This window comes from Rhodobacter sp. SGA-6-6 (assembly GCF_011043545.1).
GTDB lineage: Bacteria > Pseudomonadota > Alphaproteobacteria > Rhodobacterales > Rhodobacteraceae > Pseudogemmobacter.
This window is the reverse complement of the sequence record NZ_JAAKGP010000003.1, coordinates 424,734-451,230: the sequence shown is the minus strand read 5'-3', so window position 1 is coordinate 451,230 and position 26,497 is coordinate 424,734. Positions and strand designations below refer to the sequence as shown.

The window sequence follows — 26,497 nt, the reverse complement described above, 5'->3', positions numbered from 1 at the left end:
CCACCCTGCCCGCCGCGGGTGAGATATGAGCAAACCCTCCGACAACCCCGCCGACCCGTTCAAGAAGGCCCTCGCCGAGGCGACCCGCACCATGGCGGACGACCCGGAGATGACCGTCTCCTATTCGGTCGATCCGCCGGGGATGAACAAGGAAGGCGTGCGCCTGCCGCAGGTCTCGCGCCGGATGACGCGGGACGAGGTGCTGCTGGCCCGCGGCACGGCGGATGCCTTCGCCCTGCGCCGCAAGTATCACGACGATGGCGTCGGCACCCGCTATGCCCCGGTCGGTCAATTGGCGCGCGACATTTACGACGCGATGGAGACCGCGCGCTGCGAGGCAATGGGGGCCCGCGACATGCCGGGCACCGCCGGCAACATCGATGCCAAGATCGGCCACGAGGCCGACCGCAAGGCCTATGCCCAGATCACCAACCCCCAGGACGCGCCGCTGCCGGTGGCCGCGGGCTATCTGGTGCGCAACTTGGCGACGGGCCGCGACCTGCCGCGCGGCGCGCAGAACGTGATGAACCTCTGGCGCGGCTTCATCGAGGAACAGGCGGGGGGGACGCTGGAGACCCTCGATCATGTGCTGGACGACCAGGCCGCCTTCGCCCGGCTGGCGCGCAAGGTGATCGCCGACCTCGGCTACGGCGACCAGCTGGGCGACGACCCGGACCGGCCGGAAGAAGACGAGGCCGGCGACGAGGCCGAGGAGGACCAGGACAGCCCCGATTCCGCCGGCGAGGAGGAGCAGGACTCCGAGGAGTCGGACGCCAGCCCCGAGCAGAACCAGGAGGAGCAGCAGGACCAGTCGCAGGCGCAGGTCACCATGGAGGACAGCGCCGACATGGAACAGGGCGACGAGGCGGAGCTGCCCGAGGGCGAGGCGCCGCTGGACCCGCCGCCCCCTGCCCCGCATTCCGACGCCGACCCGAACTACACCGTCTACACCACCGATTTCGACGAGGAGATCAAGGCCGAGGAACTGGCGGAACCGGCCGAGCTGGAACGTCTGCGCGCCTATCTCGACCAGCAGCTGGAGCCGCTGAAGGGCGCGGTCGGCCGGCTGGCGAACAAGCTGCAACGGCGGCTGCAGGCGCAGCAGAACCGCAGCTGGCTGTTCGACCTGGAGGAAGGCATCCTCGACGCCGGGCGGCTGGCCCGGGTGGTGGCGAACCCGACCACGCCGCTGTCGTTCAAATGGGAGAAGGACACCGAGTTCCGCGACACCGTGGTGACGCTGCTGCTGGACAACTCCGGCTCCATGCGCGGCCGCCCGATCTCCATCGCCGCGATCTGCGCCGACGTGCTGGCGCGGACGCTGGAGCGGTGCAGCGTGAAGGTGGAAATCCTCGGCTTCACCACCCGGGCCTGGAAGGGCGGACAGAGCCGCGAGCGCTGGCTGGCCCAGGGCCGCCCGCAGCAGCCGGGCCGGCTGAACGACCTGCGCCACATCATCTACAAGTCGGCCGACGCGCCCTGGCGGCGGGTCAGGCCGAACCTCGGGCTGATGATGAAGGAAGGGTTGCTGAAGGAGAACATCGACGGCGAGGCGCTGGAATGGGCGCACCGCCGGCTGGCCGGCCGGCCGGAGGCGCGGAAGATCCTGATGGTGATCTCCGACGGCGCGCCGGTGGACGATTCCACCCTCTCGGTCAACCCGGCGAACTATCTGGAAAAGCACCTGCGCGACGTGATCGCGATGGTCGAGCGGCTGCGACGGGTGGAGCTGATCGCCATCGGCATCGGCCATGACGTGACCCGCTACTACAACCGCGCGGTCACCATCACCGATGTCGAGCAGCTGGCCGGCGCGATGACCGAGCAGCTGGCGAGCCTGTTCGACAGCGACCCGCGGGCGCAGCGGCGCAGCACGATGCGGCGGACGGGGTAGCCTGTGGCCGGTGGCCCGGGGGGCCAGCCCCCCAGTCCATCGGTTTCTCGAACCGATGGCGAAACCGATAGACTACCCCCGGGATACTTGCAGACAGAAAATGAGGCTTTGACGTGTTCCAGACCTTCGACAGCCATGCCTCGCCCGAACAGGGTCCGCCGCGTCTGGCCGCCTTGCGCCGCGCGCTGGCGGCCGAGGGGCTGGCGGGTTTCATCGTGCCGCGGGCGGATGTGCATCAGGGCGAATATGTCGCCAGGCGGGACGAAAGGCTGCAATGGCTGACCGGCTTCACCGGCTCGGCCGGGTTCTGCATCGTGCTGCCGGATGTGGCCGGGATCTTCATCGACGGCCGCTACCGGACCCAGGTCAAGGCGCAGGTGGCGCTGTCGGATTTCACGCCCGTCCCCTGGCCCGAGGTGAAGCCGGGCGACTGGCTGCGCGAGCATCTGGCGGAAGGCGAGGTCGGCTTCGACCCCTGGCTGCACACGGCGGACGAGATCGCCCGCATCCGCGCCGCGCTGGAGGGCAGCGGCGTCACCCTGCGGCCGACGCGGAACTTCGTCGACGCCATCTGGCCCGACCAGCCCCCGGCGCCGGTGGGCCTGGCGTTCGTCCATCCCGAGGCGCTGGCCGGGGAATCGAGCGCGGCCAAGCGCGCCCGGCTGGCCGAGGACCTGCGCAAGGCCGGGCAGCGGGCGGCGGTGATCACCCTGCCGGATTCGCTCTGCTGGCTTTTGAACATCCGCGGGGCGGACGTGCCGCGCAACCCGATCCTGCACGGCTTTGCCGTCCTGCACGACGACGCGAAGGTGACGCTCTTCGCCGAGTCCGCCAAGATCGACGATGCGGTGCGCGCCCACCTCGGCCCGCAGGTGACGATCCGCCCGCCCTCGGCCTTCGTGCCCGCCCTGCACACCTTGCCGGGGCCGGTGCGGGTGGACCGCGGCACCGCGCCGCTGGCGGTGTCGCAGGAACTGGAGGAAGCCGGAATCGCGGTGGCCTGGGGCGACGACCCCTGCCGCCTGCCCAAGGCCCGCAAGACCGAGGCCGAGGTGCAGGGGATGCGCGAGGCGCATCTGCGCGACGGCGCGGCGATGGTCGAATTCCTGTGCTGGCTGGACGCGCAGCCGGAAGGCTCGCTGACCGAAATCTCGGTGGTCCGCGCGCTGGAGGGCTTCCGCCGCGCCACCAACGCCCTGCACGAGATCAGCTTCGACACCATCTGCGGCTCGGGCCCCCACGGGGCGATGATGCACTACCGGGTGACCGAGGAGACCAACCGCGCGGTCGGACGCAACGAACTGCTGTTGGTCGATTCCGGCGCGCAATACCTCGATGGCACCACCGACATCACCCGCACCATGGCCATCGGGAGCCCTGGCGAGGAGGCGCGGACCTGCTATACTCGCGTGTTGCAGGGCCTGATCGCCATCTCCCGCGTGCGCTGGCCGGTCGGGCTGGCGGGGCGCGACCTCGACCCGCTGGCGCGCTTTCCGCTCTGGGTGGAGGGGCAGGACTTCGACCACGGCACCGGCCATGGCGTCGGCGCGTTTCTTTCGGTGCACGAAGGGCCGCAGCGGCTGTCCCGCATCTCCGAGGTGCCGCTGGAACAGGGGATGATCCTGTCGAACGAGCCCGGCTATTACCGCGAGGGCGCCTTCGGCATCCGCATCGAGAACCTGATCGTGGTGCAGGAGGCGCCGCCGCTCGGCGACAACCGCCGGCAGCTCTGCTTCGAGACCCTGACCTTCGTCCCCTTCGACCGCCGCCTGATCCGCGCCGAGGCCCTGTCCCCGGCCGAACGCGCCTGGCTGAACGGCTACCACGCCGAGGTGCTGGAAAAGCTGAGGCCAAGGCTGTCGGCAGAGGCGCTGGAGTGGTGCCGGGCGGCCTGCGCGGCGATGTGAAGGGTAGAACCCTTGCGGGAAATCTGCCCTGCGCAGGCCATCCCGGAGGGGACGATCACTCCGGCAGGCACTCCCCCAACGGATCGCGCAGCGACAGGGATCGCAATGCGGCCGCCTCGGCATCCTCCCGCGGGACGAAGCCCTCCTCCGCCATGACCGACAGAATGTAGTTCCTTCTGTCGCGGACCCGGGCCGGATCCCTGCCCAAGGCGGCTGGATCGGCCACAAGGGCGGCAAGAAGCGCCGCCTCATGAAGGTCGAGCCGTGCGGCTTCCTTGCCGAAATAGGCCTGCGAGGCCCGTCCTGCACCGAAGCATCCTTGCCCGAGGAAGCTGCCATGGACGAACCAATCCAGAATCTCGTCCGGCGCAAGCGCCCGGGCGATGGCAATGGCGACGGGAAACGACTGCCGCCCGCCCGGTTCGGGATACCACGATGCGATGCTTGCGGTGATCGTGGATCGGGACGGGGCGCGCCGGCGAAAGGTCTTGTCTTCCGCGACCAGAAAGGCATGTTTCACGGACTCGGGAACGGTCGTCCAGCCAGCCCTGGCAGCCTCATAGGCCGACCTTATCGCACCGGGTTCCAGATCGGGGAACTCCTGTTGCGCGAGGGCGGGCCTTGCCATGCCCGAAATCGCCGGACCTGCAAGCAGGAGGAGAACGGGAAGCAGGGCCGTCCTCCGCCTCATCCCTCCGCCGCAACCTTGCGGATGCGCTCCACCATGGCGCGCAGACCGTTGGAGCGCTGCGAGGAGAGGTGTTCGTTCAGCCCCAGCCGGGCCAGTTCGGCGGCGGCGTCCACCTCGGCTACGCCCGCCAGCGGCAGGCCGGAATACAGCGCGTGCAGCACCGCGATCAACCCTCGGACGATCATGGCATCGCTGTCGCCCTGGAAGTCGAAGCGGCCGCCCTCGATCATCGGCCGCAGCCAGACCTGGCTGGCGCAGCCCTCCACCTTGTAGGCCGGGACCTTGAAGCTGTCGTCCAAGGGCACCATGGCGCGGCCCAGTTCGATCACATGGCGGTAGCGGTCCTCCCAGTCGTCCAGGAAGTCGAAGGTCTCGGCGATGTCCTCGAAGGCGGCGGTGGCCATGGTCTTTCTCCTGCCGCCCCGAGGTAGGCCCTGCGGGCGGCCGTGTCCAGTGGGTGGGGGATCGCGGCTTTTCAAAAGCCGCGCCATGCGCTAGCCAAGGGTCAGAAGCTGGAGACCCCGCATGATCCGCCCGACGCTGCGCCCTGCCCTCATCTGCCTCTGCCTGGTCCTTGCGGGCTGCGGCGGCTTCCGGGACAGCAAGATGAACCCGTTCAACTGGTTCGGCCGCTCGCAGGAGGTGGAGAAGGTCGCCCTGCCCGCCGCCCCGCAGGACCGCCGGGCGCTGGTACAGCAGGTGGTGACATTGCATGTCGAGGAAGTGCCGGGCGGCGCCATCGTCCGCGCCACCGGCCTGCCGCCGACCCAAGGCTACTGGGACGCCGAGCTGGTGCCGCAGCCGCTGGACGAAAGCGGCCGGCTGGTGCTGGACTTCCGCGTCTTCCCGCCCATCGAGGCGATGCGGGCGGGCACGCCGCCCTCGCGCGAGGTGGTGGTGGCGCTTTACCTCTCGAACTACAAGCTGGACTCGATCCGCGAGATCGTGGTGCAGGGCGAGATGAACGCCCGCGCCGCCCGCCGCTGATCCTGTATCCAAAGGCGCGGCTGCCGCCGCATTCCTTTTCGTGATGGCTGGCGGAGGCTCTTGCGGCTGCTGTCGGCTGATGGGGGCATTCTGCCCCCAAACCCCCTGAGGATATTTGTGGCAGGTGAATTTGGAAGAAGAGCGCTTCTTTCTTTCACCTGCCCCTAAATATCCCCGCCGGAGGCAGACCCGAGCCGGTTGCGCCTGAAAGGCGCAGAGGCGAGACAAAAGGCTTGCGGCGAAGCCGCGCAATACCGCGACGGCGGTCAGAGACGGACGACGCGGACCTCGGAACCCTTGGCCGACAGCGCCACCTCGCCCTTGCACAGCCGCAGCGCATCCTCGCCGAAGGCCTCGCGCCGCCAGCCGCGCAGCGCCTCGACCTCGCGGCTGCCCGAGGCGATGGCGTCCAGGTCGGCGGAGGAGGCGATCAGCCGGGGCGCGACGCCGAGGGATTCGGACTTCGCTTTCAGCAGCACCCGCAGCAGGTCGGCCAGCGCGCCGTTCACCTGCGGCTGGTCCTTGGCCGGGTCGACCTTGGGCATGTCCTCGGGCCGCATCTCCAGCCCGGCCTTGACCGCCGCCAGGATGCCCTCGGCGATCTCGGGCTTGCGGCCCTCGCGCAAGAGCAGCCGCGACCGCCCCAGTTCCTCCATCGAGGCGGGCCGGGTGGAGGCCAGTTCCAGCAGCGCATCGTCCTTCATCACCCGCGAGCGCGGCACGTTCTGCGCCTGCGCATAGGCTTCGCGGAACCGCGCCAGTTCCTTCACCACCGCCAGGAAGCGGCCCGAGGAGGTGCGGGTCTTGATCCTGAGCCAGGCCTCGTCGGGGTGGGTGGTATAGGTGGCCGGGTCGGTCAGGATCGCCAGCTCCTCCTCGACCCAGGGGCCGCGGCCGTTCTTCTTCAGCTGCGCGGCCAGCCATTCGTAGATCACCCGCAGGTGCGTCACGTCGGCCAGGGCATAGTCCTTCTGCGCCTCGCTGAGCGGCCGGCGCGACCAGTCGGTGAAGCGGCTGGTCTTGTCCAGCGACGCCTTGGCGATCCGCTTCACCAGCGTCTCGTAGCCCACCTGCTCGCCGAAGCCGCAGACCATGGCGGCGACCTGGGTGTCGAACAGCGGCTTCGGGAAGACGCCGCCTTCGACGAAGAAGATCTCCAGGTCCTGCCGGGCGGCATGGAAGACCTTCACCGTCGCCTCGTGGCCGAAGAGGTCGTAGAGCGGCTGCAGGCTCATGCCCTCGCCCTCGATCGGGTCGATCAGCACCGCCTCGCCGTCCTTGCCGGGCAGCGCCATCTGGATCAGGCAGAGCTTCGACCAGTAGGTCCGTTCGCGCAGGAATTCGGTGTCGATGGTGACGTAGGGCGCGGCCCGGGCGGCCTCGCAGAAGGTGGCGAGGTCCTCGGTCGTGGTGATCGTGCGCATGGGCCGTCCTGTGGCTGGGCGCGGGGTCGTCCCGCAAGCTGTTTTTCGCTATAAGCGCGCGGGGGAAAAAAGGAAAGCGCCGATGCCGCCTTGCGCCGGGCCGCCGGCTGTGGCTTCCATGCGGCCCGAACCCGATGGCGGAGGCGCCCTTGCGCTGGCTGTGGCAAAGCCTTGGTCTTCTGTTCCTGGCCCTCGGGCTGGTCGGCGTGCTCTTGCCGGTGGTGCCGACGACGCCCTTCCTGCTGGTCTCGGCCGCGGCCTTCGCCCGCTCCTCGCCGCGGCTGCACCGCTGGCTGCTGGAGCATCCGGTCTTCGGCCCGCCGATCCGCAACTGGGAGGAACACGGCGCCATCGCCCCCTGGGCGAAGCGGCTGGCGGTGGGGATGATGGCGGCGAGCTTCGTGCTGGCGGTGGCGCTCGGCCTGCCCTGGCAGGCGCTGCTGGGACAGGGGGTGCTGATGGGGGCGGGGGCGGCCTTCGTGCTGACCCGGCCGTCGGGGCCGAAGGGGTAGCCGGATTTTCGTCGAAAATCCGTGGCCTTACGGCAGCATGAGCGGCGTCCGGTCGCCCTGCGCGTAGCGGCGCAGCACCGCCGGGTAGAGCCGGTGTTCCATCGCCAGCACCCTTGCGGCGAGGGTTTCCTCGCTGTCCCCTTCCAGCACCGGCACCCGCGCCTGGCCCAGGATCGGGCCGGCGTCCAGGTCTGCCGTCACCTCGTGCACGCTGCAGCCGGCCTCGCTGTCGCCCGCCGCCAGCGCCCGGGCATGGGTGTGGAGGCCGGGGTATTTCGGCAGGAGCGACGGGTGGATGTTCAGCATCCGCCCCTCGAAGCGGCGCACGAAGCCGGGGGTCAGCACCCGCATGAAACCGGCGAGGCAGATTATATCGGGCTCCGCCGCGAGGATCGGCCGCAGCAACGCTGCCTCGAAGCCCTCGCGGTCGCGGCCGAAGGGGCGGTGGTCCACCGCCGCGGTGGGAATGCCCTTCGCCGCCGCCTTCGCCAGCCCGGCGGCGGCCGGGTCGTTCGAGGCCACAAGCACCGCACGGGCCGGATGGTCGCCCTCCATGCTCTCCAGCAGGCGCAGCATGTTGGAGCCGCCGCCGGAGATCAGGACGGCGACGCGCTTCACAGCAGCCGGCCCCGGTAGGCCACGCCCTCCCCCTGCACCACCCGGCCGAGCCGGGCGACGGTCTCGCCCTGCCCTTCCAGCAGCGCGGTCAGGTCGTCGGCGCGGTCGGCGGCGGTGATCAGCACCATGCCGATGCCGCAGTTGAAGGTCTTCAGCAGTTCCGCCTCGGCCATCCCGGCGGTGGCGGCCAGCCAGCGGAACACCGGCGGCAACTGCCAGGAGGACAGGTCGATCTCGCAGGCGAGGCCGTCGGGCAGCGCCCGCGGCGGGTTCTCGGTCAGCCCGCCGCCGGTGACATGGGCGAGGCCGTGGACGCCGCCCGCCCTTATCGCCGCCAGCGCGGGCTTGACGTAGAGCCGGGTCGGCGCCAGCAGCGCCTGCCCCAGGCTGCCCTCGCCGAAGGGCGACGGCGAGGACCACGACAGGCCCGACAGTTCCACCACCTTGCGGACGAAGGAATAGCCGTTGGAATGGACGCCGTTGGAGGCGAGGCCGAGCAGCACGTCGCCCTCGGCCACGCCCTGCGGCAGGTGGGTGCCGCGTTCCATCGCGCCGACGGCGAAGCCGGCCAGATCGAAGTCGCCGCCGTGATACATGCCCGGCATCTCGGCGGTTTCGCCGCCGATCAGGGCGCAGCCCGAGTCGACGCAGCCGCGGGCGATGCCTTCGACGATGCGGGCGGCGCGGTCGACCTCCAGCTTGCCGGTGGCGAAATAGTCCAGGAAGAACAAGGGCTCCGCCCCCTGGCAGACCAGATCGTTGACGCACATTGCCACCAGGTCGATGCCGATGGTGTCGACATTGCCGGTGTCGATGGCGATCTTCAGCTTGGTGCCGACGCCATCGGTGGCGGCGACCAGAACCGGGTCGGAATACCCCGCCGCCTTCAGGTCGAACAGCGCGCCGAAGCCGCCGAGGCCGCCCATGGTGCCGGGCCGGTCGGTGGCCCTGGCGGCGGGCTTGATCCGCTCGACCAGCGCATTGCCGGCGTCGATGTCGACCCCCGCCGCGGCATAGGTCAATCCGTTCTGGCCTTTGGTCATCTGGCTTCCCCCCGGGTGCGGAATCTGGCGCGGACTCTGGTGCCGCCCGCATAGACCAAAGGCCAGGGGGGCGCAACGCGGGCGCATCCGTCACGAATGCTTGACCCCCCGCCCGCATCTGCTACCCAAGGTCGCGGCAGGGGGCGTGTAGCTCAATGGTCAGAGCAGGGCGCTCATAACGCCTTGGTTGGGGGTTCGAGTCCCTCCGCGCCTACCACCCCTTTCCTGCAGACAGCCGTTTGAGCACCCCCTTTGGGACCGGGCGGGAGAAGGCGAGGCATTGCCTCGCCCCCGCCCGTGCGTGGCGGTTGCACCCGGAAACGTTGGCAGCACGAGACCCTGTGAGGCCAGCGCCCGACCGGGCGGGCGTGAAGCGCCCGCCAAGGGGCGGGCGGGCGCTGGCCGGGCCATTGAGGCCCGGCCGGGAAGATTTAACCGTTGCGCTTTGGCGAAGGCACGCGCCTTCGCCAAGTCAGGGTGGACAGAGAGAGACCGCCTCTCCCCTACACCCCCAGCCAGCGGTCGGCCATCTCGGGCGTAAGGTCCTCCAGCCCGCCGGTCCAGACCGTCTGGCCACGTTCCAGCACCACCGCGCTGTCGGCCACCGAGGCCAGCTCCTTCAGCGACTTGTCCACCACCAGGATCGACAGGCCCTCGGCCTTCAGCCGGCGCACGCCCTCCCAGATCTCCTGCCGCACCACCGGGGCCAGGCCCTCGGTGGCCTCGTCCAGCACCAGGAGCTTCGGGTTGGTCATCAGCGCCCGGCCGATGGCCAGCATCTGCTGCTCGCCGCCCGAAAGCGTGCGCGACACCTGCCCCATCCGCTCCCCCAGCCGCGGGAACAGCCGCACCACGCGGGGAATGTCCCAGGGGCCGGGGCGGGCGGCGACGGTCAGGTTCTCGGCCACGGTCAAGGGGGCAAAGCAGCGGCGGCCCTCCGGCACCAGCCCGATCCCCAGCCGCGCCACCCGGGGCGCGTTCAGCCCGGCCAGGTTGCTGCTGCGGAAGCGGATCGTGCCGCCCTTGTGCGGCAGAAGGCGGCTGATGCAGCGGATGGTGGTGGTCTTGCCCATGCCGTTGCGGCCCATCAGCGCCAGCACCCGCCCCTCGTCCAGCCGCAGCGAGACGCCGAACAGCGCCTGCACCGTGCCGTAGGAGGCGGTCACCCCGTCGAGTTCCAGAAACGCGCTCATGCCTCTTCCCCCAGATAGGACCGGCGCACCTCGGGGTTGGCGCGGATTTCGGCCACGCTGCCGGTGGCGATGATGCGGCCGTAGACCAGCACCGAGATGCGGTCGGCCAGCGCGAAGACCGCGTCCATGTCATGCTCCACCAGCAGGATCGGCGCCTCGCTGCGCAGGTCGGACAGGATCGCGGTCAGCTGCTTCGCCCCTTCCAGCCCCATCCCGGCCATCGGCTCGTCCAGCAGGAAGGCCCGCGGCCGCAGCGCCAGCGCCATGGCGATCTCCAGCTTGCGGCGCTCGCCGTGCGACAGGACCGAGGCCCTGGTGCCCTCGCGCCCCGACAGCCCGGCATGGGCGATGTGGAAGCGGGCGGGCTCGGTCAGGGTCCTGTCCGACAGCGCCGGGCGGTGGAAGCGGAAGACATGGCCGTCTGCCCCGGCCACCGCCAGCATGACGTTCTGCAAGACGGTGAAATCCGGGATCACCGACGACACCTGGAAGCTGCGCGCCAGCCCGAGGCGGGCGCGGGCGGCGGCGTCGAGGCGGTCGATCACCTGGCCTTCGAAGCGGATCGTGCCCTCGTTCGGCCTGATCTCGCCGACGATCTGCTTGATCAGGGTGGATTTCCCGGCGCCGTTGGGCCCGATCAGGGCGTGGATCTCGCCGGGGAACAGGTCCAGCGACACGTCGTCGGTGGCGGTCAGCGCGCCGAAGCTTTTCTTCAAGCCCCGGATGGACAGGATCGGGTCAGCCATGCTCGGTCCTCCGCAGCGCCTTGAGGGTCAGCCCGATCAGCCCGCCGGGGGCGAAGAGGACGATGGCCAGCAGCATCAGCCCCAGAAGCGCCTGCCAGTGGTCGGAGACCGGGCCGAGCAGGTGCTCCAGCAGGATGAACACCGCCGCGCCCGCCACCGGGCCGCAGAGCCGGCCGACGCCGCCGAGGATGACGAAGACCATGATCTCGCCCGACATGTGCCAGCTGAACATCGAGGGGCTGACGAAGCGGTTGAGGTCGGCGTAAAGCGCGCCGGCCAGCGCGGTGATCATCGCCGACAGCACGAAGGCGGTCAGCCGAACGGGCGTGGCGCGGATGCCGACGGCGGTGCTGCGCTGCTCGTTCTGCCGCGTGGCCTGCAGGGCAAGGCCGAAGCGGGACTGGGTGACGACCGCAGTGAACAGCAGCGCCAGCGCCAGCAGCCCGGCGCAGATGGCGAAATACTGGATTGGGTCGAAGGTGTTCAGCCCGGGAAAGCTGTTGCGGACGTAGAAGCTCAGCCCGTCCTCGCCGCCGTAGCGGGGCCAGGAGATGGCGAAGTAGTAGATCATCTGCGCGAAGGCCAGCGTCACCATGATGAAATAGACGCCCGAGGTCCGCAAGCTGAGCGCGCCGATCAGCAGCGCGGCCAGGGCGGCGGCCAGCATCGCCATCGGCCAGATCCCCAGCATCTCGTTCGAGCCCATCAGCGTGAAGGGCAGCGTCAGGATCGGGTCGCCGTTGGCGGCATGGCTGGCGAAGATGCCGGTGACATAGCCGCCGATGCCGAAGAAGGCGGCATGGCCGAAGGAGACCAGCCCGCCGTAGCCGAGCGCGAGGTTCAGCCCCACGCCGGCCAGGCCCAGGATGGCGGCCTTGGTGGCCAGGGTGACGGTGAAGCCCTGCCCGGCGACATGGGCGCCCAGGGCGACGGCCACCAGCAGGGCGAAGATGACGAGGTTGACGATCAGGTCGCGGTTCATCGCTCAGGCCCTCGCGCCGAACAGGCCCTGCGGGCGCACCAAGAGCACCGCGGCCATCAGGATGTAGATCAGCATCGAGGCGACGGCGGAGCCGGAGGTATTGGCATCGGAGGCCTCCATGAAGCGGGCGAAGAGGCCGGGGATGACGGCCTTGCCCAGGGTGTCGGTCATGCCGACCAGCAGCGCCCCCACCAGCGCGCCCTTGATCGAGCCGATGCCGCCGATGACGATGACGACGAAGGCAAGGATCAGGACGGGTTCGCCCATCCCCACCTGCACCGACTGGATCGAGCCGACCAGCGCACCGGCCAGCCCCGCCAGCGCCGCGCCGAGGGCGAAGACGATGGTGTAGAGCCGGGCGATGTCGACGCCGAGGGCACCGATCATCTCGCGGTCGGCCTCGCCGGCGCGGATGCGGATGCCGAGCCGGGTGCGGGTGATCAGCAGCCAGAGGCCGAGCGCCACCGCGGCGCCGACGGCGATGATCACCAGCCGGAAGAGGGGATATTGCAGGCCGCCCGGCAGGGTGACGGCGCCGGACAAGGCGGGCGGCAGCTTCAGGTAGAGCGGGAAGTCGCCGAAGATCCAGCGGGTGCCTTCCGAGAACACCAGGATCAGCGCGAAGGTCGCCAGCACCTGGTCGAGGTGGTCGCGGGGATAGAGGCGGCGGATCACCGCCATCTCGACCAGCGCCCCGGCCGCCGCGGCGGCGGCGAGGCTGGCCGCCAGCCCCAGCCAGAACGATCCGGTCCAGGCGGCGACGGTGGCGCAGGCGAAGGCCCCGATCATGTAGAGCGAGCCATGCGCCAGGTTGATCAGCCCCATCACCCCGAAGACCAGCGTCAGCCCGGCGGCCATGAGGAAAAGCATCATTCCGTATTGCAGTCCGTTCAGGACCTGCTCGGCCAGCAGCATCACGGCCTTCTCCTCCGCGTTTTCAGGGGCGCCTCAGGGGGCGGGCCGGGAACGATTTTTCGTCGAAAATCGGATACCCGGCCCGCCGGAGGGATCACATCTGGCACTGCTCGGCGTAGGCGTCGCCGCGGTCGGTCATGGCGGTGCCGATGATCTTGTTGGTCAGCTCGCCGTCGCGCTTTTCCACCTCCAGCACATAGATGTCCTGGATCGGGTGCTGGTTCGGACCGAAGCCGAACTTGCCGCGGACCGAGTCGAACTCGGCCGCCGCCAGCGCGGCGCGGAAGGCCTCGGGGTCCGAGGGGCTGGCCTTGGCCATCGCCGACAACAGCAGGTTGGCGGTGTCATAGGCCTGCGCCGCGTAGAGCGAGGGGAAGCGGCCGAAATCGGCGCGGAAGCCCTCGACGAAGGCCTTGTTGGCCGGGTTGTCGAGGTCGGTCGACCAGTGCGAGGTGTTCTTGATCCCGATCGCGGCATCGCCCACCGCCGGCAGGATGTCTTCCGACAGCGAGAAACCCGGGCCGATCAGCGGGATGTCCACGCCGGATTCGGCATATTGCTTCAGGAAGGCGATGCCCATGCCGCCGGGCTGGAAGAAGAACACCTCCTCGGCGCCGGAGGCGCGGATCTGCGCGATCTCGGCGGCGAAATCGGTCTGGCCGACCTGGGTATAGACCTCGGCCACCACCTCGCCGGTGTAGAAGCGCTTGAAGCCCGCCAGGCTGTCCTGCCCGGCCGGGTAGTTCGGCGCCATGATGAACATCTTCTTGACGCCCTTCTCCGAGGCATAGGCGCCCGCAGCCTCGTGCAGGTTGTCGTTCTGGTAGGAGACCGAGAAATACAGCGGATTGCAGCCCGAGCCCGCCAGCGCCGAGGGCGCGGCGTTCGAGGACAGGTAGAACTTGCCCTGCCCGGTGGCGGCCGGCACCACCGCCATGGCCAGGTTCGACCAGATGATGCCGGTCAGCACGTCGACATTGTCGGACTGGATCATCTTGTCGGCGATCTGCACCGCCACGTCGGGCTTCTGCTGGTCGTCTTCCAGCACAACCTCGACCTGCTTGCCGGCGTCGCCCGCGTTCTTCAGCGCCAGCATGAAGCCGTCGCGCACATCGGCGCCGATGCCGGCGCCGCCGCCCGAAAGCGTGGTGATCAGCCCGACCTTCACGCCATCGGCAATCGCCGGGGCCGCGGCCAGCGACAGCGCCGCCGCGGCCGAAAGGAGGAGGGTTTTCAATCTCATCTGCATTTCCTTTCCTGTTGGTCGTTCGTTTTTCGCAAGTCTGACCGGCTCAGCCCCGGCCTTCAAGCAGCTTGAAGCGCTGGATCTTGCCGCTTTCGGTCTTGGGCAGGGCGGGAGTGAAGATCACCCGGCGCGGATACTTGTAGGGCGCAATCACCGATTTCACATGGTCCTGCAACAGCTTGACCTCGGCCTCGCAGGGCTGGACGCCCGGGGCCAGCACCACATGCGCCTCGACGATCTGGCCGCGCTCGTTGTCCGGGGCGCCGACCACGGCGCATTCGGCCACGTCGGGATGCGCCAGCAGCGCCGCCTCCACCTCAGGTCCGGCGATGTTGTAGCCGGCCGAGAGGATGATGCCGTCGGTCCTTGCGGCGAAGTGGAAGCGGCCCTCCTCGTCCTGCCAGAAGCTGTCGCCGGTCAGGTTCCAGCCGTCCTTGACATAGTCGCGCTGCTTGTCGGGCGCCGAGAGGTAACGGCAACCGAGCGGCCCCTTCACCGCCAGCCGCCCGGTCTGCCCGCGCGGCATCTCCTGCCCGTCCGGCCCGATGATGCGGGCCTGATAGCCCGTCACCGGCCGCCCGGTGCAGCCCGGGTGGTGGTCGGAGAAGCGGTTGGTCAGGAAGATGTGCAGCATCTCGGTCGAGCCGATGCCGTCCAGCATCGGCTTGCCGGTCTTCTGCGCCCATTCGTCATAGACCGGGGCGGGAAGGGTTTCCCCCGCGCTGACGGCGGCGCGCAGCGAGGACAGGTCCGCCCCCTCCTCCATCGCCCGCAGCATGACGCGATAGGCGGTCGGCGCGGTGAAGCAGACGGTGGCGCGGTGCTTCTGGATGATCTCGATCATGTTCTGCGGCGAGGCGGTCTCCAAGAGCGCCGCCGCAGCGCCGAAGCGCAGCGGAAAGACCGCCAGCCCGCCCAGGCCGAAAGTGAAGGCCAGCGGCGGCGAGCCGATGAACACATCCGTCGGCTGCACGTCCAGCACTTCCCTGGCATAGGCATCCGCGATGATCAGGATGTCGCGGTGGAAATGCATCGTGGCCTTGGGTTCGCCGGTGGTGCCCGAGGTGAAGCCCAGCAGGGCCACATCGTCGCGGCCCGTCTTCACCGCCTCGAACCGCACCGATTTCGACAGCGCCACCCGGTCCAGTTCCGCATCGTGGTTGGCGGTGCCGTCGAAGCCCACCACCGTCTTCAGGAAGCGGCTGCCCTTGGATACCGTGACCAGTTCCTCCATCAGCCGCGTGTCGCACAGCGCATGGGTGATCTCGGCCTTGTCGACGATCTTCGACAGTTCTCCCGCCCGCAGCATCGGCATGGTGTTGACCACCACCGCGCCGGCCTTGGTCGCCGCCAGCCAGCAGGCCACCATCGCCGGGTTGTTGGCGGACCGGATCATCACCCGGTTTCCGGGCTTCACCTTGTAGTCCTCGACCAGCGCATGGGCGATGCGGTTGGTCCAGTCCGACAACTCCTTGTAGGTGCGGATGCGGCCGTTGCCGATCAGCGCGGTATGGTCGCCGAAGCCCTTCTCGACCATGCGGTCGGTCAGCTCCACCCCGGCGTTCAGCCATTCGGGATAGCTGAACGGGCCGAGGTCGATCTCGGGCCAAAGCTCCGCCGGGGGCAGGTTGTCCCGGGTGAACGTATCGAGATGGCCCGTCGGGCCCAAAGGCGCGTTGCCCTTCATTGCATTCCTCCCATCAAGCCGCCGAGGCCCCCTCTCCCGGGGGGCGCGGGCGGCGCCCCCTCAGTCGGGGATCACTGCGGTTGCCTCGATCTCCACCTTGGCGCGGTCCTCGACCAGCGCCACCACCTGCACCAGCGCCATCGCCGGGTAATGGCGGCCGATGATCTCCTTGTAGGCGCGGCCCAGGTCCTTGAGCGAGCCAAGGTATTCCGCCTTGCTGGTGACATACCAGGTCATGCGGACGATATGCTCGGGCTTCGCCCCGCCCTCGGCCAGCACGGCGACGATGTTGCGCAGCACCTGCGCCACCTGGCCGGCGAAATCGTCGGTCTCGAACTCGGCATCGGCGTTCCAGCCGATCAGGCCGCCGGTGAAGATCATGCGGCCCTTGGCGGCGACGCCGTTGGAATAGCCGATGGCCGGCTTCCAGTTGCTGGGGTGAAGGAATTCAAGGCTCATCGGGGGCCTCCATATGGGCGGTGATGCGGTCGCGCACAGCCTGCGGCCAGGGCTGCGGCCGGCCTTCGGCGGTGATGTAGACCTGGGTCAGATCGGCGGTCAGCCGGTGGATGCCGCCGCCATGCGCCTCGATCCGGTGGGCGATGGAGGTGGTGCCGAGCCGGGTGACCCGCAGCCGCCAGTCCAGCACCTCCTCCAGCCGGCTGGGGGCGTGGAAGTTCACCTCCATCCGCGCGGTGGGACAGCCCTCGCGGCGGGTCATCATGTCGGCATAGGACAGGCCCGCCACCTCGCGGAAGAAATTCTCGCAGACCGAGTTGGTCATCTCGAAATAGCGCGGATAGAAGACGATCCCCGCCGGGTCGCAATGGTTGAACTCGATGCGGATGGGCAGGCGGTAGAGCATCAGTCGTTGGCCTCGGGCGGCAGGAACTCCACGTCATGCGCGGCGCTGGCCTCGATGACGGCGGGGATGTCGGTCATGTCGTGCAGGGTGCGGAACAGATCCTCCAGCCGCCCGGCGGGCGACACCCAGAACAGCGCCCGCGCCGGCTTGTCGGACTTGTTGAAATAGCCGTGCGGGATGCCGCGCGGCATCCGCACCAGATCGCCGGCCCTGGCCACCGACCAGACGCCGTCCAGCTTCACATGCAACTCGCCCTCCTGCACCAGGATGAATTCGTCCTGATGCGGGTGGATGTGGACCGGGACGAACTGGCCCGGCTCCGAATTGGTCTCGAAGGAGAAGCTGCTGGCGCAGCTCGACTTCGGGAAATAGCGCTGGCCGAGGATGTTCCATTCCACGCCCTCGATGCCCTCGCCCTGCCGGGTGATGCCGCCGTCCAGTGGTCTGCCCATGGTTCCCTCCCTAGCCCAGGATGCTGCGGGCGATGACGACGCGCTGCACGTCGCTGGCCCCTTCGTAGATGCGCAAGGCGCGGATATCGCGGTAAAGCTCCTCGACCTTCACCCCATGCCGCACGCCGTCGCCGCCGTGCAACTGCACCGCGGCGTCGATCACCTCCTGCGCCGCCTCGGTGGCGTAGAGCTTCGCCATCGCCGCCTCGCGGCTGACCCGCGCGGCGCCCTGGTCCTTGGTCCAGGCGGCGCGGTAGACCAGCAGCGCGGCAGCGTCGATCTTCAGCGCCATGTCGGCCAGATGGCCCTGCACCAGTTGCAGGGAGGACAGCGGCTCGCCCTGGATCTTCCGGCTCTGCACCCGAGCCAGCGCCTCGTCCAGCGCCCGCCGCGCCATGCCGAGCGCAGCCGCCCCGACGGTGGAGCGGAACACGTCCAGCACCGACATCGCCAGCTTGAACCCCTCGCCGGCCTTGCCGATCAGCGCCGTCTCCGGCAGGACCACCCCGTCCAGCCTCAGCGTCGCCAAGGGGTGCGGCGCAATCACCTCGATCCGCTCGGTGACCGTGAGCCCCGCCGCATCGGCGGGCATCAGGAAGGCGGAGAGCCCGCGCGCGCCCGGCGCCTCGCCGGTGCGGGCGAAGATCACATAGATGTCGGCGATGCCGCCGTTGGAGATATAGGTCTTCTCGCCGGTCAGCCGGAATCCCCCCGGCACCCGCTCTGCCGTGGTCGCGGTATTCGCCACGTCCGAGCCCGACCCCGGCTCGGTCAGCGCGAAAGCCGAGATCGCCTTGCCCGCCCGGGTCTTCTCCAGCCATTGCCGCTGCTCGGGACTGCCGAACAGCGACACCGCCCCCATCCCCAGCCCCTGCATGGCGAAGGCGAAATCCGCCAGCGCATCGTGCCGCGCCAGCGTCTCGCGGATCAGGCAAAGGGTGCGCACATCCAGCCGCTCCCCCTCCCCCGCCCCGGAATGCCGCAGCCACCCCCCGGCCCCGAGCGAAGCGACCAGCCCCTTGCAGGCCGCGTCCACGTCGCCATGGTCCACCGGCAGGTTCGCCGCCGCCCATGCGTCCAGCGCCGCCGCCAGTTCGCGGTGGCGGGTCTCGAAGAAAGGCCAGGAAAGGAAGGTCTTGTCGCTCATCTCTTCATCTTGGTCCAAATACTCCGGGGGGTCCGGGGGGCTGGCCCCCCGGCCTTCGTTCAATCGCCCGCGAAGACCGGCTTCTCTTTCGCCACGAAGGCCCGATAGGCCCGGTCGAAGTCCCTGGTCTGCATACAGATCGCCTGGGCCTGCGCCTCGGCCTCGATGGCCTGTTCCAGCCCCATGTTCCATTCCTGGTTCAGCTGGGTCTTGGTGATGCCATGGGCGAAGGTCGGCCCCGCCGCCAGCCGCGCCGCCAGCTTCATCGCCTCGTCCTCCAGCGCCTCCGGGGCGTGCAAGGCATTCCAGAAGCCCCAGGCCGCGCCCTCCTCGGCCCCCATCACCCGGCCGGTATAGAGCAGCTCCGCGGCCCGCCCCTGCCCGATGATCCGGGGCAGCATGGCGCAGGCGCCCATGTCGCAGCCGGCAAGGCCGACCCGGGTGAACAGGAAGGCGCATTTCGCCGCCGGGGTCGCCAGCCGCAGGTCCGAGGCCATGGCGATGATCGCCCCGGCCCCCACCGCCACGCCGTCCACCGCCGCGATGATCGGCTTGCCGCAGGAAATCATCGCCTTGACCAGATCGCCGGTCATCCGGGTGAAGGCCAGCAGGTCCTTCATCGGCAGGCCGATCAGCGGGCCGATGATGTCGTGCACATCGCCGCCCGAGCAGAAGTTGCCGCCGTTGGAGGCGAAGACCACCACGTCCACATCCGAGGCATAGACCAGCGCCCGGAAGGTGTCGCGCAGTTCGGCATAGGAATCGAAGGTCAGCGGGTTCTTGCGGTCCGGCCGGTTCAGCCGGACCACGGCCACCCGGTCCTTCACCTCCCAGAGGAAATGCTGCGGGCGGAGCCCTGCCATCGTCGTCATCTTGCGTCCCTCTTGCCGAATTTGCGGAAGATCGCGGTCAGCGCCTCCAGATCCTCGTCGGACAGGTCCGAGAGCAGCCGGTCCACCTCCATCTCGTGCTGGTCCGCCATGCCCTCGAAGGCGCGCAGCCCCTCGTCGGTCAGGGCGACATAGACGGTGCGGCGGTCGGTCTCGCTGGGGCGGCGGCGGACGAAGCCGTCCTTCTCCAGCCGGTCCACCACCGCGGTGGCGTTGCCGTTCGAGACCAGCAGCATCCGCGACAGCTCGCTCATGGTCAGCCCGTCGCGGCGGCGCCAGAGCGCGGCCATCACGTCGAAGCGCGGCAGGGTGGTGTCGTGCTTCAGCCGCAGGAACTCGCGCAGCTCGGCCTCGACCGAGCGGGTGACGCCCAGCAGACGGATCCAGCTTTTCAGACGGCGCTTGGACAGTTCGCTCATACCTCGCCCCCCGCGATCGCCAGCGCCTGGCCGGTGATGCCTTCCGACCCTGGACCGCAGAGCCAGAGTGCGGCGGCCGCCACCTCCGCCGGCTGGATCAGCCGCTTCTGCGGGTTGGTGGCGGCCAGCGTCGCCCGCGCCGCCTCGGCCGTCATCCCGGTCTTCTCGACGATGTTCGCCACCGAACGGTCGGTCATCTCGGTGTCCAGGAAGCCCGGGCACAGCGCATTCACCGTCACCGGCTTCTTCGCCAGTTCCAGCGCGAGGCTCCGGCACAGCCCGACCACCCCGTGCTTCGCCGCCGCATAGGGCGCGACATAGGCATAGCCCTTGAGGCCGGCGGTGGAGGCGACCGCGATCAGCCGCCCCCAGCCGGGCAACTGCGCCAGCCCCTCGCGGAAGGTCAGGAAGGTGCCGGTCAGGTTGACCGCCAGCATGGCGTTCCATTGCTCCAGCGTGGTGCGGCCCAAGGGCGCGCTTTCCGCCGCCCCGGCATTGGCGACCACGATGTCGCAGGGCCCGGCCTCGGCGAACATCGCCTTCACCGAGGTCTCGTCGGTCACATCCGCCTGAACGCAACGGATCGCGGGGTGGCGGGCGGCGGTGGCGGCCAGCGCCTCGGCGCGGCGGCCCGAGATCACCACCTCGGCCCCCGCCCCGGCGAAGGCCAGCGCAAGGGCGGCCCCTGCGCCGGACCCGCCCCCCGTCACCAGTGCCCGTTTCCCCGCGAGGTCGGTCATACCCGGATCTGCGCCTCCTGCCGTTCGCGCAGGCGGAACATCAGGTCGCGGCCGCCCTTGTAGGGGGTGGGCCATTCGCTCGCCTGGTCGCCCTGCTCGACCGCAGCATGGAGCGTCCAGTAGGGGTCTGCCAAGTGCATCCGCGCCAGGCAGACCAGATCGGCCCGGCCCGCCATCAGGATGCCGTTCACCTGATCCCAGTCCGAGATGTTGCCGACCGCCATGGTCGGGATGTCGGCCTCGTTGCGGATGCGGTCCGAGAACGGGGTCTGGAACATCCTTCCGTAGATCGGCTTCTCGGCCGGGTCGGTCTGGCCCGAGGAGACGTCGATGATGTCGGCGCCCGCGGCGCGGAACATCCGCGCGATTTCCACCGCCTCCTCCGGCGTCACGCCGCCGTCGATCCAGTCGTGGGCGCTGATGCGGACGGACATCGGCTTCGCCTCCGGCCAGGCCGCACGCATCGCCGCGAAGACCTCCAGCGGCCAGCGCATCCGGTTCTCCAGCGACCCGCCATACTCGTCGCTGCGCCTGTTGGTGACCGGAGAGATGAACTCGCCCAGCAGGTAGCCATGGGCCGCGTGCATCTCGATCATGTCGGCGCCGGCGCGGTCGGCCATCTGCACCGAGGCGACGAACTGCGCCTTCACCGCGTCCATGTCGGCGCGGTCCATCGCCTTCGGCACGCCGTTGGCGGGCTTGTAGGCAATGGCCGAAGGCGCCAGCGTCTGCCAGTTGCCCGAGGCCAGCGGCGCGTCGATCCCGCCGCCTTCCCACGGAACGCAGGTGCTGCCCTTGCGGCCGGAATGGCCGATCTGGATGCAAAGCTTCGCCGTGGTCTCGGCATGGATGAAATCGGCCAGCCGCTTCCAGGCCGCCTCATGCTCCGGCGCATAGAGGCCGGGGCAGCCGGGGGTGATGCGGCCCTCGGGCGAGACGCAGGTCATCTCGGTGTAGATCAGCGCCGCGCCGCCCTTGGCGCGTTCGGCGTAGTGGACGAAATGCCAGTCGTTCGGGATACCGTCCTTGGCCTTGTATTGCGCCATCGGCGACAGCACGATGCGGTTCTTCAGCTCCATGTCCCGCAGCCGGAACGGCGCGAACATCGGGCGGCGGCCCTTCCGGCCCCCGGCCTGTTGCTGGAACCAGTCTTCCGCCGAGGCCAGCCATTCGGGATCGCGCAGGCGCAGGTTCTCGTGGCTGATGCGCTGGCTGCGGGTCAGCAGCGAATAGGCGAACTGGGTCGGGTGCATGTGCAGGTAGCGCTCCACCTGCTCGAACCACTCCAGGCTGTTGCGGGCGGCGGATTGCAGCCGCAGCACCTCGACCCGGCGCTCTTCCTGATAGCGCTCGAAGGCGGCCTGCATCGTCGGCTCGGAATGCAGGTATTCGGCCAGCGCGATGGCGCTGTCGAAGGCCAGCCGCGAACCGGAGCCGATGGAGAAGTGCCCCGTCGCCGCGGCGTCGCCCATCAGCACGACATTCTCGTGGAACCACTTGCCGCAGATCACCCGCGGGAACTGCATCCAGACCGCGGACCCGCGCAGATGGGCGGCGTTGGACATCAGGTCGTGCCCGCCCAGATGGCGCTCGAAGATCTTGCGGCAGGTCTCGACCGTCTCTTCCTTCGACATATGCTCGAAGCCCCAGCGGTCCCAGGTCTCGGGCAGGCATTCGACGATGAAGGTCGCGGTGGCGTCGTCGAACTGGTAGACATGCGCCCAGACCCAGCCGTGCTCGGTCTTCTCGAAGATGAAGGTGAAGGCGTCGTCGAACTTCTGGTGGGTGCCCAGCCAGACGAACTTGCACAGGCGGGTGTCGATGTCGGGCTGGAACACATCCTCGTATTCGCGCCGGACCAGAGAGTTGATCCCGTCCGCCCCGACCACCAGGTCGTAGTCCTTGCGATACTCTTCCGCCGACTTGAACTCGGTCTCGAACTTCATCTCGACGCCCAGCTCGCGCGCCCGGGCCTGCAACAGGATCAGCATCTGCTTGCGGCCGATGCCGGCGAAGCCATGCCCGCCCGAGACGGTGCGCACCCCGTCATGCACCACGGCGATGTCGTCCCAATAGGCGAAATGGCTGCGGATGGCGTCGGTCGAGACCGGATCGTTCTTCTGCATCCGGCCGAGAGCATCGTCCGACAGCACCACGCCCCAGCCGAAGGTATCGTTGGCGCGGTTGCGCTCCAGCACCGTGACCTGATGCGACGGATCGCGCAGCTTCATCGAAATGGCGAAGTAAAGCCCGGCCGGGCCGCCGCCGAGGCAAAGCACCTTCATACCCGAATCCTCCCATGGATCGTCTGCGCGTCCCGGAAAGGCTGGCACGGGAGGCGATTCATTTCAAGCTTAAATGTTTTAGTCTTGAAATATTTTCCGGGAGGGGTGAAAACAGGCTGGACAGCGGGACCCTGCGGCGCAGGATGGCGTTGTCACAGGGACAGAGGAGGGCCGCGATGGATCGTCCGGTGATCGGAGTGGTGGGTCTGGGCACCATGGGCCTCGGCATCGCGCAGGTCTATGCGCAGGCCGGCCATGCGGTGCTGGCGACCGATGCCCATGCCCCGGCCCGCGCCAATGCGCGCGAAAGGCTGGCGGCGGCGCTGGCCCCGCGCGTGAATGCGGGCAAGCTGGATGCGGCCGAGGCAGAGGCCATCGCCAGCAGGTTGCAGGTGGTGGACGGCCCCGAAGGGCTGGCCGACGCCGCGCTGGTGATCGAGGCGGTGGCCGAGGACCTTGCGGTGAAGCAGGACCTTTTCGCTGCGGTCGAACGGGCGGTGGCCGCCGATTGCGTCTTGGCGACCAACACCTCCTCGCTGTCGGTGCGGGCGATCCGCGACCCGCTGGCCCGGCCGATGCAGGTGATCGGGCTGCATTTCTTCAACCCCGCCCCGGTGATGAAGCTGGTGGAACTGGTGGTGCCGCAGGGGGCCGAGGAGGCCGGAAACCGCGCCCGCACCCTGACCGAGGCCGCCGGCAAAGTGGTGGTGGACGCCCCCGACAGCCCCGGCTTCATCGTCAACCGCTGCGCCCGGCCGTTCTACGGCGAGGCGCTGGCGCTGCTGGAGGAAGGCCGCGCGGCGGCAGAGATCGACGCCGCCATGGCGGCCGCCGGCTACCGCATGGGTCCCTTCGCCCTGATCGACCTGATCGGCGCCGACATCAACCTTGCCGCCACCAGATCGCTGAACGCCGCCATGGGCGGCCATCCGCGCTATCACGTCTTCGCCGCGCTGGAAGAAACCGTTGCCGCCGGCCGCCTCGGCCGCAAGTCCGGCGCGGGCTTCGTCACCCCGCCGGGCGAGGCCCCTGCCCCGCCCGCGGACGCCGAGTCCATCGCCGCCCGGATCGAGGCGCTGCTGGTGAACGAGGCCGCCTGGCTGGCGCAGGAATCCAGCACCTCCCGCGACGCCATCGACACCGCGCTGAAGCTGGGGCTGAACTTCCCGCGCGGCCCCTTCGGGATGCTCGACCGCCTCGGCGGCCCGGGGGCGGTCCTTCATATTCTTTCCGACCTGCGCGTCCGGGCTCCCGAGGCGCTGAAACCCCGCTACGATCCCTCGCCCTGGCTGGAGGCCCTTGCATGACCGAAGTCTTCCTCTGCCGCGGCAAGCGCAGCCCCGTCGGCCGCCACGGCGGCGCCCTCGCGCGCCTGCGCCCCGACGACATGGCGGCGCAGGTGATCGACGGCCTCCTCGGCGCCGACGACCTGCCGGTGGACGAGGTGATCCTCGGCTGCGCCAACCAGGCCGGCGAGGACAACCGCAACGTCGCCCGCATGGCGGTGCTGCTGTCGCGCCTGCCGGTCACGGTGCCGGGGCTGACCGTCAACCGCCTCTGCGCCAGCGGGCTGGACGCGGTGATCGCCGGCGCCCGCGCCATCGCCACGGGCGCGGCCGATCTGGTGATCGCGGGCGGCGTCGAGAGCATGTCGCGCGCGCCCTTCGTCATGCCCAAGGCCGAATCGGCCTACGACCGGAGGGCGGAAATCCACGACACCACCATCGGCTGGCGCTTCGTCAACAAGCGCATCGCCGCCGAATACGGCATCGACTCGATGCCGGAAACCGCCGAGAACCTGGCCGCCGAGCGCAACGTCTCGCGCGAGGACCAGGACGCCTACGCGCTCCGCAGCCAGTCGCGCTACGATGCCGCCTGGCACGCCGCCGACATCCTGCCGGTCGCCGTCCCCGGCCCGAAGGGCACCACCACCACGGTCGAGACCGACGAACACCCCCGCGCCACCAGCCTGGAGAAACTGGCCGCCCTGCCCGCCCCCTTCCGCAAGGGCGGCACGGTGACGGCGGGCAATGCGGCCGGCGTCAACGACGGCGCCTGCGCCCTGCTCCTGGCCTCGGAAGCCGCGGTGAAGCGCCACGGCCTGACGCCGCTGGCCCGCCTCGGCGCCGCCGCCAGCGCCGGCGTTCCGCCGCGGATCATGGGCATCGGCCCGGTCGCGGCGGTGGAGCGGTTGCAGGCCCGCACCGGCCTGGCCGCCGGCGGTTACGACGTGATCGAGCTGAACGAGGCCTTCGCCGCGCAGGTGCTGTCCTGCACCCGCGCCTGGGGTCTGGCCGACGACGACCCGCGGGTGAACGCGCAAAGCGGCGGCATCGCCATCGGCCACCCGCTCGGCATGTCCGGCGCCCGCATCGCCTGGGCCGCCGCCCGCCGCTTGCAGGACACCGGCGGCAGCACCGCGCTGGCCACCCTTTGCGTCGGCGTCGGCCATGGCGTCGCGCTGGCGCTGCACCGGGTCTGACGATCCCAGGCTGCTGGCGAAGGCGACTGCCTTCGCCACGGCGCAACTCGTGCCACCACCGTCTCCGGGTCTACCGCCGCGCACGGGCGGGGGCGAGGCAGCGCCTCGCCTTCTCCCGCCCGGCCAGACCGTCGGAATCCAACCTCTCCCCGGCCTCAAGGATTTTCGATAATTCCTGTTGTAATCGACAAAGCCCTGTTGCATTCTCGGATGCGACAGAGGCTTGGCATCGGAGGAGGCCGTCCATGGCGAAGGCACGCGAGAACCATCGGGAAGACGTGGCGGGCCGCGCCAATGTCGAGGACACCCCGGAACTTCTGGCCTATTACGACGAGCTGGAGCGTTTCAGCGCCGGCGCGCTCTGGACCGTGGCCAACAAGATCGAGCCCTGGGAGCCGAAGTCGCAATCCGTCCCGGTGCTGTGGCGCTACAAGGACCTGCGCGACCACGTGATCCGCTCGGTCGATCTGGTCACGCCGGAAAAGGCCGGCCGCCGGGTGATCTACCTCAACAACCCCGGCCGCAGCGACGTGGCCGCCGCCGTGGGCTGGATCTACGCCGGCCTGCAGGTGATGAACCCCGGCGAGGTGGCGGGCGCGCACCGCCATTCGGCCAGCGCGATCCGCTTCATCATGGAAGGATCGGGCGCCTATACCGTGGTCGACGGCCACAAGATGACGCTGGGCGCCAACGACTTCGTGCTGACGCCGAACGGCACCTGGCACGAACACGGCGTCTCGGCCGACGGCGCCACCTGCCTCTGGCAGGACGGCCTCGACATCCCCTTCGTCAACGCGATGGAGGCGAATTTCTACGAGGTCCACCCCGACATGAACCAGGCCGTGGGCTACGAGGTCAACGACATGACCCGCACCTGGGGCAACCCGGGGCTGACGCCCTATGGCGAGTCGTGGAAACACGGCTACAGCCCGATGTTCAAATACGAATGGGCCCCCACCTACGACGCCCTGACCAAATACGCCGGCTGCACCGAGGGCAGCCCCTTCGACGGCGTGATGATGGAATACGTCAACCCGGTCACCAACGGCCCGGTGATGCGCACCCTCGGCGCCTCGATGCAGATGCTGCGGCCGGGCGAGCATACCAAGGCGCACCGCCATACCGGCAGCTACCTCTACCACGTCGCCAAGGGCCGCGGGCATTCGATCATCGACGGCAAGCGCTTCGACTGGCAGGAGCGCGACATCTTCTGCGTGCCCTCCTGGGCCTGGCACGAGCATGTCAACGCATCGGACCGCGACGACGCCTGCCTGTTCTGCCTGAACGACCTGCCGGTGATGCGGGCGCTCGGCCTCTACCGCGAGCAGGCCTTCGGCGAAAACGGCGGCTTCCAGCCCATCCTCTGAAGGAA

General features: G+C 69.3%; 26 protein-coding genes and 1 tRNA gene. 8 read left to right on the top strand and 19 right to left on the bottom strand.

The window, feature by feature from the left end:
* Positions 1 to 25 precede the first annotated feature (25 nt).
* Together cobT and G5B31_RS08630 are read left to right on the top strand one after the other, a co-directional pair.
* Positions 26 to 1,894 carry a cobaltochelatase subunit CobT gene (gene cobT, locus G5B31_RS08635; RefSeq protein WP_165016096.1) on the top strand — a complete coding sequence of 623 codons (1,869 nt, stop codon included), beginning with the start codon at positions 26 to 28 and terminating at the stop codon, positions 1,892 to 1,894.
* Positions 1,895 to 2,007: 113 nt separating this feature from the next.
* A complete protein-coding gene (locus tag G5B31_RS08630; RefSeq protein WP_165016094.1) occupies positions 2,008 to 3,801 on the top strand; it encodes an aminopeptidase P family protein in 1,794 nt (597 codons plus the stop codon).
* 55 nt (positions 3,802 to 3,856) lie between these two features.
* On the opposite strand, the gene G5B31_RS08625 is transcribed toward G5B31_RS08630, so the two are convergent.
* Both G5B31_RS08625 and G5B31_RS08620 read right to left on the bottom strand, forming a co-directional pair.
* Entirely contained in the window at positions 3,857 to 4,429 is a 573-nt protein-coding gene (locus G5B31_RS08625) for a transglycosylase domain-containing protein (protein ID WP_165016091.1), read from the bottom strand.
* 59 nt (positions 4,430 to 4,488) lie between these two features.
* A complete protein-coding gene (locus G5B31_RS08620; RefSeq protein WP_165016088.1) occupies positions 4,489 to 4,896 on the bottom strand; it encodes a SufE family protein in 408 nt (135 codons plus the stop codon).
* Between the two features lie 121 nt (positions 4,897 to 5,017).
* Between G5B31_RS08620 and G5B31_RS08615 the strand changes: the two genes are divergently transcribed.
* Positions 5,018 to 5,479 (top strand): hypothetical protein, encoded by a 462-nt coding sequence (locus tag G5B31_RS08615; RefSeq protein WP_165016085.1) that lies wholly within the window; start codon positions 5,018 to 5,020, stop codon positions 5,477 to 5,479.
* Positions 5,480 to 5,745: 266 nt separating this feature from the next.
* Here the strand turns inward: G5B31_RS08615 and rnd are convergent, their stop codons facing one another.
* Positions 5,746 to 6,903 (bottom strand): ribonuclease D, encoded by a 1,158-nt coding sequence (rnd, locus tag G5B31_RS08610; protein ID WP_165016083.1) that lies wholly within the window; start codon positions 6,901 to 6,903, stop codon positions 5,746 to 5,748.
* A gap of 134 nt (positions 6,904 to 7,037) precedes the next feature.
* On the opposite strand from rnd, the gene G5B31_RS08605 reads away from it, so the two are divergent.
* Positions 7,038 to 7,415, top strand: a complete 378-nt coding sequence (locus tag G5B31_RS08605; RefSeq protein WP_240904334.1) for a YbaN family protein — start codon at positions 7,038 to 7,040, stop codon at positions 7,413 to 7,415.
* A gap of 27 nt (positions 7,416 to 7,442) precedes the next feature.
* Here the strand turns inward: G5B31_RS08605 and purN are convergent, their stop codons facing one another.
* Positions 7,443 to 8,033: a phosphoribosylglycinamide formyltransferase gene (gene purN / locus G5B31_RS08600; protein WP_165016080.1), complete on the bottom strand. Its 591-nt coding sequence runs from the start codon at positions 8,031 to 8,033 to the stop codon at positions 7,443 to 7,445.
* On the bottom strand, positions 8,030 to 9,076 hold the full coding sequence (gene purM, locus G5B31_RS08595) for a phosphoribosylformylglycinamidine cyclo-ligase (RefSeq protein ID WP_165016077.1): 1,047 nt from the start codon (positions 9,074 to 9,076) through the stop codon (positions 8,030 to 8,032). Before purM ends, purN begins: the two co-directional genes overlap by 4 nt.
* Positions 9,077 to 9,217: 141 nt before the next feature.
* On the opposite strand from purM, the gene G5B31_RS08590 reads away from it, so the two are divergent.
* Positions 9,218 to 9,293, top strand: a tRNA-Ile gene (locus tag G5B31_RS08590).
* Between the two features lie 286 nt (positions 9,294 to 9,579).
* On the opposite strand, the gene G5B31_RS08585 is transcribed toward G5B31_RS08590, so the two are convergent.
* The 14 genes from G5B31_RS08585 to G5B31_RS08520 all read right to left on the bottom strand — a co-directional run bounded on the left by G5B31_RS08585 (position 9,580) and on the right by G5B31_RS08520 (position 22,643).
* The gene (locus G5B31_RS08585) at positions 9,580 to 10,269 is read right to left on the bottom strand and encodes an ABC transporter ATP-binding protein (protein WP_165016074.1); all 690 of its coding nucleotides are present in this window, start codon (positions 10,267 to 10,269) and stop codon (positions 9,580 to 9,582) included.
* Positions 10,266 to 11,015, bottom strand: coding sequence for an ABC transporter ATP-binding protein (locus G5B31_RS08580; RefSeq protein WP_165016071.1), 750 nt, complete (start codon positions 11,013 to 11,015; stop codon positions 10,266 to 10,268). Before G5B31_RS08580 ends, G5B31_RS08585 begins: the two co-directional genes overlap by 4 nt.
* Positions 11,008 to 11,997, bottom strand: a complete 990-nt coding sequence (locus G5B31_RS08575) for a branched-chain amino acid ABC transporter permease (RefSeq protein WP_165016068.1) — start codon at positions 11,995 to 11,997, stop codon at positions 11,008 to 11,010. Before G5B31_RS08575 ends, G5B31_RS08580 begins: the two co-directional genes overlap by 8 nt.
* Before the next feature lie 3 nt (positions 11,998 to 12,000).
* Complete coding sequence (locus G5B31_RS08570; protein WP_165016302.1) at positions 12,001 to 12,912, bottom strand: branched-chain amino acid ABC transporter permease; 912 nt, start codon at positions 12,910 to 12,912, stop codon at positions 12,001 to 12,003.
* Positions 12,913 to 13,006: 94 nt separating this feature from the next.
* Positions 13,007 to 14,155: an ABC transporter substrate-binding protein gene (locus G5B31_RS08565; RefSeq protein WP_165016065.1), complete on the bottom strand. Its 1,149-nt coding sequence runs from the start codon at positions 14,153 to 14,155 to the stop codon at positions 13,007 to 13,009.
* Positions 14,156 to 14,204: 49 nt separating this feature from the next.
* Positions 14,205 to 15,845: an AMP-binding protein gene (locus tag G5B31_RS08560; protein WP_165016063.1), complete on the bottom strand. Its 1,641-nt coding sequence runs from the start codon at positions 15,843 to 15,845 to the stop codon at positions 14,205 to 14,207.
* 60 nt (positions 15,846 to 15,905) lie between these two features.
* Positions 15,906 to 16,304 carry a RidA family protein gene (locus G5B31_RS08555; RefSeq protein ID WP_165016059.1) on the bottom strand — a complete coding sequence of 133 codons (399 nt, stop codon included), beginning with the start codon at positions 16,302 to 16,304 and terminating at the stop codon, positions 15,906 to 15,908.
* Positions 16,294 to 16,710: a thioesterase family protein gene (locus G5B31_RS08550; protein ID WP_165016056.1), complete on the bottom strand. Its 417-nt coding sequence runs from the start codon at positions 16,708 to 16,710 to the stop codon at positions 16,294 to 16,296. Before G5B31_RS08550 ends, G5B31_RS08555 begins: the two co-directional genes overlap by 11 nt.
* Entirely contained in the window at positions 16,710 to 17,162 is a 453-nt protein-coding gene (locus G5B31_RS08545) for a cupin domain-containing protein (RefSeq protein ID WP_165016053.1), read from the bottom strand. The genes G5B31_RS08550 and G5B31_RS08545 overlap by 1 nt, the downstream gene beginning before the upstream one ends.
* Positions 17,163 to 17,172: 10 nt before the next feature.
* On the bottom strand, positions 17,173 to 18,309 hold the full coding sequence (locus G5B31_RS08540; protein WP_165016050.1) for an acyl-CoA dehydrogenase family protein: 1,137 nt from the start codon (positions 18,307 to 18,309) through the stop codon (positions 17,173 to 17,175).
* A gap of 59 nt (positions 18,310 to 18,368) precedes the next feature.
* Positions 18,369 to 19,181, bottom strand: coding sequence for an enoyl-CoA hydratase family protein (locus G5B31_RS08535; protein WP_165016047.1), 813 nt, complete (start codon positions 19,179 to 19,181; stop codon positions 18,369 to 18,371).
* Positions 19,178 to 19,618, bottom strand: coding sequence for a MarR family winged helix-turn-helix transcriptional regulator (locus G5B31_RS08530; protein ID WP_165016044.1), 441 nt, complete (start codon positions 19,616 to 19,618; stop codon positions 19,178 to 19,180). Before G5B31_RS08530 ends, G5B31_RS08535 begins: the two co-directional genes overlap by 4 nt.
* Positions 19,615 to 20,358 (bottom strand): SDR family NAD(P)-dependent oxidoreductase, encoded by a 744-nt coding sequence (locus tag G5B31_RS08525; protein ID WP_165016041.1) that lies wholly within the window; start codon positions 20,356 to 20,358, stop codon positions 19,615 to 19,617. The genes G5B31_RS08530 and G5B31_RS08525 overlap by 4 nt, the downstream gene beginning before the upstream one ends.
* Positions 20,355 to 22,643: a bifunctional salicylyl-CoA 5-hydroxylase/oxidoreductase gene (locus tag G5B31_RS08520; protein WP_165016038.1), complete on the bottom strand. Its 2,289-nt coding sequence runs from the start codon at positions 22,641 to 22,643 to the stop codon at positions 20,355 to 20,357. The genes G5B31_RS08525 and G5B31_RS08520 overlap by 4 nt, the downstream gene beginning before the upstream one ends.
* A 176-nt stretch (positions 22,644 to 22,819) precedes the next feature.
* Between G5B31_RS08520 and G5B31_RS08515 the strand changes: the two genes are divergently transcribed.
* The 3 genes from G5B31_RS08515 to G5B31_RS08505 all read left to right on the top strand — a co-directional run bounded on the left by G5B31_RS08515 (position 22,820) and on the right by G5B31_RS08505 (position 26,492).
* Positions 22,820 to 23,950 (top strand): 3-hydroxyacyl-CoA dehydrogenase NAD-binding domain-containing protein, encoded by a 1,131-nt coding sequence (locus G5B31_RS08515; protein ID WP_165016034.1) that lies wholly within the window; start codon positions 22,820 to 22,822, stop codon positions 23,948 to 23,950.
* Positions 23,947 to 25,125: an acetyl-CoA C-acyltransferase gene (locus tag G5B31_RS08510; protein WP_165016031.1), complete on the top strand. Its 1,179-nt coding sequence runs from the start codon at positions 23,947 to 23,949 to the stop codon at positions 25,123 to 25,125. Before G5B31_RS08515 ends, G5B31_RS08510 begins: the two co-directional genes overlap by 4 nt.
* A 245-nt stretch (positions 25,126 to 25,370) precedes the next feature.
* Entirely contained in the window at positions 25,371 to 26,492 is a 1,122-nt protein-coding gene (locus tag G5B31_RS08505) for a cupin domain-containing protein (protein WP_165016028.1), read from the top strand.
* Positions 26,493 to 26,497 lie beyond the last annotated feature (5 nt).

What these genes read in the sequence shown, in the direction of transcription:
- cobT (WP_165016096.1), top strand. Translation starts at nt 26, where the DNA reads ATGAGCAAACCCTCCGACAACCCCGCCGACCCGTTCAAGAAGGCCCTC.
- G5B31_RS08625 (WP_165016091.1), bottom strand. Translation starts at nt 4,429, where the DNA reads ATGGCAAGGCCCGCCCTCGCGCAACAGGAGTTCCCCGATCTGGAACCC.
- G5B31_RS08620 (WP_165016088.1), bottom strand. Translation starts at nt 4,896, where the DNA reads ATGGCCACCGCCGCCTTCGAGGACATCGCCGAGACCTTCGACTTCCTG.
- G5B31_RS08615 (WP_165016085.1), top strand. Translation starts at nt 5,018, where the DNA reads ATGATCCGCCCGACGCTGCGCCCTGCCCTCATCTGCCTCTGCCTGGTC.
- rnd (WP_165016083.1), bottom strand. Translation starts at nt 6,903, where the DNA reads ATGCGCACGATCACCACGACCGAGGACCTCGCCACCTTCTGCGAGGCC.
- G5B31_RS08605 (WP_240904334.1), top strand. Translation starts at nt 7,038, where the DNA reads ATGGCGGAGGCGCCCTTGCGCTGGCTGTGGCAAAGCCTTGGTCTTCTG.
- purM (WP_165016077.1), bottom strand. Translation starts at nt 9,076, where the DNA reads ATGACCAAAGGCCAGAACGGATTGACCTATGCCGCGGCGGGGGTCGAC.
- G5B31_RS08585 (WP_165016074.1), bottom strand. Translation starts at nt 10,269, where the DNA reads ATGAGCGCGTTTCTGGAACTCGACGGGGTGACCGCCTCCTACGGCACG.
- G5B31_RS08580 (WP_165016071.1), bottom strand. Translation starts at nt 11,015, where the DNA reads ATGGCTGACCCGATCCTGTCCATCCGGGGCTTGAAGAAAAGCTTCGGC.
- G5B31_RS08575 (WP_165016068.1), bottom strand. Translation starts at nt 11,997, where the DNA reads ATGAACCGCGACCTGATCGTCAACCTCGTCATCTTCGCCCTGCTGGTG.
- G5B31_RS08570 (WP_165016302.1), bottom strand. Translation starts at nt 12,912, where the DNA reads ATGCTGCTGGCCGAGCAGGTCCTGAACGGACTGCAATACGGAATGATG.
- G5B31_RS08565 (WP_165016065.1), bottom strand. Translation starts at nt 14,155, where the DNA reads ATGAGATTGAAAACCCTCCTCCTTTCGGCCGCGGCGGCGCTGTCGCTG.
- G5B31_RS08560 (WP_165016063.1), bottom strand. Translation starts at nt 15,845, where the DNA reads ATGAAGGGCAACGCGCCTTTGGGCCCGACGGGCCATCTCGATACGTTC.
- G5B31_RS08555 (WP_165016059.1), bottom strand. Translation starts at nt 16,304, where the DNA reads ATGAGCCTTGAATTCCTTCACCCCAGCAACTGGAAGCCGGCCATCGGC.
- G5B31_RS08550 (WP_165016056.1), bottom strand. Translation starts at nt 16,710, where the DNA reads ATGCTCTACCGCCTGCCCATCCGCATCGAGTTCAACCATTGCGACCCG.
- G5B31_RS08545 (WP_165016053.1), bottom strand. Translation starts at nt 17,162, where the DNA reads ATGGGCAGACCACTGGACGGCGGCATCACCCGGCAGGGCGAGGGCATC.
- G5B31_RS08540 (WP_165016050.1), bottom strand. Translation starts at nt 18,309, where the DNA reads ATGAGCGACAAGACCTTCCTTTCCTGGCCTTTCTTCGAGACCCGCCAC.
- G5B31_RS08535 (WP_165016047.1), bottom strand. Translation starts at nt 19,181, where the DNA reads ATGACGACGATGGCAGGGCTCCGCCCGCAGCATTTCCTCTGGGAGGTG.
- G5B31_RS08530 (WP_165016044.1), bottom strand. Translation starts at nt 19,618, where the DNA reads ATGAGCGAACTGTCCAAGCGCCGTCTGAAAAGCTGGATCCGTCTGCTG.
- G5B31_RS08525 (WP_165016041.1), bottom strand. Translation starts at nt 20,358, where the DNA reads ATGACCGACCTCGCGGGGAAACGGGCACTGGTGACGGGGGGCGGGTCC.
- G5B31_RS08520 (WP_165016038.1), bottom strand. Translation starts at nt 22,643, where the DNA reads ATGAAGGTGCTTTGCCTCGGCGGCGGCCCGGCCGGGCTTTACTTCGCC.
- G5B31_RS08515 (WP_165016034.1), top strand. Translation starts at nt 22,820, where the DNA reads ATGGATCGTCCGGTGATCGGAGTGGTGGGTCTGGGCACCATGGGCCTC.
- G5B31_RS08510 (WP_165016031.1), top strand. Translation starts at nt 23,947, where the DNA reads ATGACCGAAGTCTTCCTCTGCCGCGGCAAGCGCAGCCCCGTCGGCCGC.
- G5B31_RS08505 (WP_165016028.1), top strand. Translation starts at nt 25,371, where the DNA reads ATGGCGAAGGCACGCGAGAACCATCGGGAAGACGTGGCGGGCCGCGCC.